The sequence below is a fragment of the Runella limosa DSM 17973 genome (assembly GCF_000482465.1).
Lineage (GTDB): Bacteria > Bacteroidota > Bacteroidia > Cytophagales > Spirosomataceae > Runella > Runella limosa.
Map to the genome: position 1 here is coordinate 1 of NZ_AXVJ01000087.1, position 5,248 is coordinate 5,248.

Below are 5,248 nucleotides of genomic sequence, written 5' to 3' on the forward strand. Positions count from 1 at the left end.
CTCCATCTTTTGAAGCCGTTACGTACATATCCCGTGAACCGCCAATCCAGTTTCTGAACATCACAACCACCTGTTTGTCTTTCATAAGAATGGAGGGCTGGCAGCACTCACAGACAGTCGAATCGGGTGAATGATAAATAAGTTTATTCTTGCCCCACGTTTGACCACCATCCTTAGAAATTGCGCCAAAAATCTTGTTTTTCTTATCGTCTCTCAGGTCAAGCCAAGCCACAAAAAAAGTCCCTTTACCATCACTCGCTAAGGCATTGAAACCTTCTTTGGCGATTTCTGGTACATCATTGATAATAAGGTGGTTTTGCCACTTGCCCGTTTTACGATTAAGCAGATAGGCATACAAATCGCCCTTCTTGTCTATGGCAGTAATCACGGTGGAAAAACGAGAAGAGGCAATTTGTGGCCCTCTTGACACCCCTAAATGCAATCCTTGAAGACTATCAACCAAAACAGGCGAAGTAAAAGACTGACCTTTATCTTGGGAGGAAGTGTAATAGAACGCATTACCCTTACCGAATACCATTTCAATGGATTCATTTTCGCCTACACAAATGGCAGGTTGAATGCCTTTGGTGGAGAATAAGGCTTGTTGCCCACGGGCGACCGTAGTGACAATGACAAGTATTATAATTATTCTACTAAGCATCGTATTGAATGGTTAATGAAAGCACTAAATCAAATGTATGTAAGGGGGCTATTTCACTTCAAAATTGAGCATCATGCCGTCATCTTCATGTTCGAGGTTATGGCAATGAAACACAAACTTGCCTACCTTCTCAAACTTGGTGATAATCCTTACTTTTTCGCCAGGCATGACCAAAACCGTATCTTTCAAACCTTTTTCATGTGACAAAATGTTACCACGACCACCTGTTCGACTGGATACTTGAAAAAACGTACCATGAAGGTGCATAGGGTGGGGTTCATCGCCGTTGGTGTTGTCAAATTCCCAGATTTCGGTGCTGTTCAGGGCTACACTTTCGTCAATACGGTCCATATTGAAAATCTTCCCGTTGATGGTGTGCATCCCTTTCATGGCCATTGTTCCACCGTGCCCACCTGACCCCATGTTCATCATTACCCCAATATCGAAGGTGCGGGTCTTGGTAGCAGAAGCGGTTGATAGGGGTGTTATAGAGTTGAGTGAAGTTGGCATTTTGAAAGTATCTGTTTCGGTTTTATTCACCATAAACTTCAAGATTTTGAATGTTTGACTTCCTTGCGAGCTCACTCCCGAAAAAGAATTGCTTTGCAAATACACCTCACTATTAAGGGCTATTTTACTAAAATCCACCAACAAATCAGCCCGTTCGCCTGGGGCGAGCAATAGGCTCGTAACGGTCTCAGGAACAGGGAGTAAGCCGCCATCTGAACCAATGACCATGAAGGAATTACCGTTGCTCAATGCTAAATTGTACATTCGCCCATTTGAGCCATTCAAGACTCTAAGGCGATACATTCGAGTTGTAACAGGCTGAAAAGGAGAACTCACACCATTGACCGTAATGGTTTCTCCCATGTAACCAATCATTACTTCTTCTAAGGTAGGGCTATACATGATTGCCCCGGTGGTATCCAATCGTTTATCCTGAATCACTAAGGGTAGTTCATATGCATCCGAAGGTAAATTCAACGCTTTTTCTTCGGGGCTTTCGACGATAAACATTCCTGCCAACCCCGTGAAAACCTGTTTGCCCGTTTTTTCATGTGGGTGTGGGTGATACCAAGCCATGTTTGCCGCTTGGTCAATCTTAAAAGTATAATTGAAGGACTGCCCTGCCGTCACCATTTGGCTGGGGTGACCATCCATCGCAGCAGGTACAAGCAAACCATGCCAGTGAATATTAGTTTCTTCTGACAGGCCATTGGTAAAAGGAATCGTAACTGTACTGCCACGCTGTACCCGAAAAGTGGGTCCTAAAATGCCGTTTTTATACCCCAATACTTGTCCAGTTTTACCTGCTACAATTGCTGCGTTCTGGCTGCGAGCATTCAGAGCTGTTCCAGAAGTAATGGTTTCGAGAATGGGTAAAATGGTAGTAAATGCACCCTCAACCACGGTAGGAGCCGTTGTCATATCCATTGTCGCCATGTCGTGATTCATGCAGCTTGATAAGAGACTCTCACCCATCAGTAAACCTGCTGAACCAAAGCCAAGTGTTTTCAAAAAGTCATTTCGTTTCATTGTAGTGGTTTATTTTAGTTAAATTTCATCCAAAGGCTTTCGTGTTTTATCCCGTAACCGTTTGAACTGACTTGGTGTCATTCCTGTAATGGACTTGAATTGTGCTGAGAGGTGAGCCACACTGCTATAATTAAGTAAATCGGCAATTTGCGAAAGGGTCAACTCATCATAGACCAGTAGCTCTTTTACCCTTTCTAATTTCTGATTGATTAAATATTGCTCAATGGTAATACCCTCCACTTCTGAGAAAAGTGTGCTTAGGTATCGGTAATCTCGGCTTACTTTTTCGGTGATATAGTCAGAATGTTTCATCCGACGGAGTCCGTCATTTTGGAGGTGAACCAACTCAACAATGGCTGTTTTGACTCGCTCGATTAGCTGTTGTTTTTTGTCGCTCAACAACTCAAAATCATGCGTTTGCAATCGCTCAGAAATTTGGTTGAGCTGTATTTCGGTAGCAGGGTTTTCAAGGACAACCTCACCCAATTCGATTGTTATTACTTGGTGTCCAAGTGCTTCGAGTTCTTGACGAACCACAGTTTTACAGCGACTGCACACCATGTTTTTGATGTACAGTTTCATAAGTTTTCTAAGAAAAGTAGGTAGGAATACATGATAAATTAGGTAATCATGGTGAAAAAAGGAAACACCAAAAAGCAACCCGAAAGGTTGCCATCAGCCCACAAGGGGCTTTTTACCTAATCAAATCAGGAAGGATTGTATAAAAATGAGCATACTGCGCCCATGAAGTGGTGGCGCAGGGCTGTAAAAATGCGGTAAGCGAAACGATACGGTCTGGTTAATCCAAGCCGTTGAAGAGGAATAAATAGGATTGAAAATAGAGACTAAATCAATGTGCTGACTTATGAAATGTACCGAACTGCCATCAGCCGAAGGGGTTTGAATTTTGTAGTAAGAAACTTTGTCCGAACAGCACTTGCCACGCTTAAAGCTATCTCCACACCCAGATTTTTTATGACTGGCTTTATGGCTTGCTTTCTGACATTTTTCTTCATGAACAAAAGAGACCGTCTTTGTTCCCTTCATCAAACACCAATGCTCATACATAGCAAACCCAGTGCTGGCAAACAACACTTGGATGGCTAAGTAAAGGCAAAAGGTACGCTTGATGATTTGCTTCATTACACTATGCTTTGATAGCGACAAATGTACGAAGATGCAAGGGAATAGAAGGTTACATTTTTTTCGATACTTTTTACATAATTTTCAGATTAAGTGATGGAAACACCAACTTCTGGGGAATTAATAAGTTTTCATTATCTAAATGGAAACCTCAATACTTTGAAAATTTCAGTAGAATTTGGGTATTTCTCAGGTTCAAAAACCCCTAATTCTTCTGGAATTTTGCCCTTTTGATAATAAAATGTTTCAAAAATGATGTCCCAAATTGCAAGAACGGCACCGAAATTCTTGGCCTCTTCTACCTTAGCACTGTGATGAAAACGGTGTAATTCGGTGCCAATGAAAATGTAATTGAGCCAACCCGCCTTTATTTCCACATTAAAGTGAGAAATTAACCCTTGCAAGCTTACGATAGTATTGATGAGTAAAAGCGTTTTGGCATCTACGCCAAGCCCTACAAATACTAATTGACTAATCAGCATGACCACAATAGCATTGATAGGGTGTGATACAGGGTGCATGAGCAAATACACTTTATCAGGCAAATGATGAATAGAATGAACTTTCCATAAAAACAACCCAAACTTGCCTTGGGCTTCGTGGCTGATGCGGTGAAACCAATACTGCAAAAACTCATAGATAAGTAAAGCAATCACTGCCGCAAGAACCAACGGTAAGCTGGTCAAAATCCCTTCAAAGTGTGCATTTTTGATGGCAATGAGTCCAATAAAGTATTTGAAAAGATACCCCGTTAACCCAATGGTAATGAAGTATTTGACATCTCGAAGAAAAGATTGCCACGTCATTTTCCATTCAGGATTGATAGGAATAATAAATTCAAGACCAAAAAGGAGAACAAATCGCCCGATTGCCATGTAGGTGTAAGTAAGGGAGACATCCCAATCCAACAATATAGCAAATGTGCAAACCCCTAACCCTAATACGAGTAGAAAAGGGTAAAGTCCGTAGGTGACAAGTTTTTTCATAGTCAAGTTATGATACATTATGTTCGATAAAATACAAGGTGTATTTTTGAGCAAAAGTAAAGTGACGCTGCTAATCGTGCAATCTACAAAAACTGCTAATTGTCAGATATGGAACAAAATCGTCTAAAAGTTCAGAAACAATGATTGACCGCCGAGTACAGAAAACCCGAAAAATATTGTCGCAAGCATTGGTTTCCTTGATTTTGGAAAAGGGCTACGATGCTATTACGATTCAAGATATTATAGACCGAGCCAATGTAGGACGTTCTACATTTTATGCTCATTTTGAAAACAAAGACCAATTGCTATTGGTGGGCAATGAGAATTTTAGACATATTTTAAAAAGTAAGGTCGAGGATGGCGAATTGGCGATTGACTTTGAGTTTTTCTTTCAGCACGTAGCCGAAAATTACGATTTAGCATTAGCATTTTTTGGTAAGAAAGGAGGCCACGTGCTGATTGACTTTTTTAGAGACATCATTGCCGACCTTTTGATGAAACATTATAAAACTAAACAGCAGGTTTCCGAAAAAATGCAACTCAAAATGCTCGGCTATCAAGCGGATGCCGTAGCCACAAGCATTATTCGATTGCTTACGCTTTGGGTAGAAGACCGACTGCCCTTTTCGGCCAAAGCAATGGCAGACGTTAGTAATAAAATGATAAAGCAATTGGAAGAAGAGAGTCCAATATTCAAAGTAGCCTTATGAAGGTGTTAAAAATTTGAATATTTATTACTTATGATAATTAAACGTTATCGTAAGTAATAATATCTTTGTAAAAAACTTAAAATTATGTCCAGAGAAGAACTTGAAAAACTCATATATGGGTAGTTTTGCCGTTTCGTACAAAAACCGTCACTTGGAGATAGCTGGCTGATCAATTGTCTTTTCAATTTGTTTTCGATAGCGCTTTACAC

At 40.6% G+C, this 5,248-nt stretch carries 6 protein-coding genes; 1 reads left to right on the forward strand and 5 read right to left on the reverse strand.

Features of this window, described 5'->3' with window-relative positions; all coding sequences use genetic code 11:
* The 5 genes from K339_RS0109690 to K339_RS0109710 form a co-directional block, all read right to left on the reverse strand.
* Positions 1 to 661 (reverse strand): sialidase family protein (locus tag K339_RS0109690; protein WP_037299963.1); only part of this gene is annotated, 661 nt, incomplete at its 3' end.
* A gap of 48 nt (positions 662 to 709) precedes the next feature.
* Complete coding sequence (locus K339_RS0109695) at positions 710 to 2,200, reverse strand: multicopper oxidase family protein (RefSeq protein WP_028523410.1); 1,491 nt, start codon at positions 2,198 to 2,200, stop codon at positions 710 to 712.
* A gap of 18 nt (positions 2,201 to 2,218) precedes the next feature.
* On the reverse strand, positions 2,219 to 2,782 hold the full coding sequence (locus tag K339_RS0109700; protein WP_028523411.1) for an AraC family transcriptional regulator: 564 nt from the start codon (positions 2,780 to 2,782) through the stop codon (positions 2,219 to 2,221).
* 120 nt (positions 2,783 to 2,902) lie between these two features.
* Complete coding sequence (locus tag K339_RS0109705) at positions 2,903 to 3,343, reverse strand: HYC_CC_PP family protein (RefSeq protein ID WP_028523412.1); 441 nt, start codon at positions 3,341 to 3,343, stop codon at positions 2,903 to 2,905.
* A 134-nt stretch (positions 3,344 to 3,477) separates the two neighbouring features.
* A complete protein-coding gene (locus K339_RS0109710) occupies positions 3,478 to 4,329 on the reverse strand; it encodes a sterol desaturase family protein (protein WP_037299966.1) in 852 nt (283 codons plus the stop codon).
* Between the two features lie 140 nt (positions 4,330 to 4,469).
* Here K339_RS0109710 and K339_RS35885 point away from each other — a divergent pair, with 140 nt between their 5' ends.
* The gene (locus tag K339_RS35885) at positions 4,470 to 5,039 is read left to right on the forward strand and encodes a TetR/AcrR family transcriptional regulator (protein ID WP_051397916.1); all 570 of its coding nucleotides are present in this window, start codon (positions 4,470 to 4,472) and stop codon (positions 5,037 to 5,039) included.
* Positions 5,040 to 5,248: the final 209 nt, after the last annotated feature.

Bases quoted from the DNA above. Each gene is read 5' to 3' on its own strand.
- K339_RS0109695 (WP_028523410.1), bottom strand. From the start codon at position 2,200: ATGAAACGAAATGACTTTTTGAAAACACTTGGCTTTGGTTCAGCAGGT.
- K339_RS0109700 (WP_028523411.1), bottom strand. From the start codon at position 2,782: ATGAAACTGTACATCAAAAACATGGTGTGCAGTCGCTGTAAAACTGTG.
- K339_RS0109705 (WP_028523412.1), bottom strand. From the start codon at position 3,343: ATGAAGCAAATCATCAAGCGTACCTTTTGCCTTTACTTAGCCATCCAA.
- K339_RS0109710 (WP_037299966.1), bottom strand. From the start codon at position 4,329: ATGAAAAAACTTGTCACCTACGGACTTTACCCTTTTCTACTCGTATTA.
- K339_RS35885 (WP_051397916.1), top strand. From the start codon at position 4,470: ATGATTGACCGCCGAGTACAGAAAACCCGAAAAATATTGTCGCAAGCA.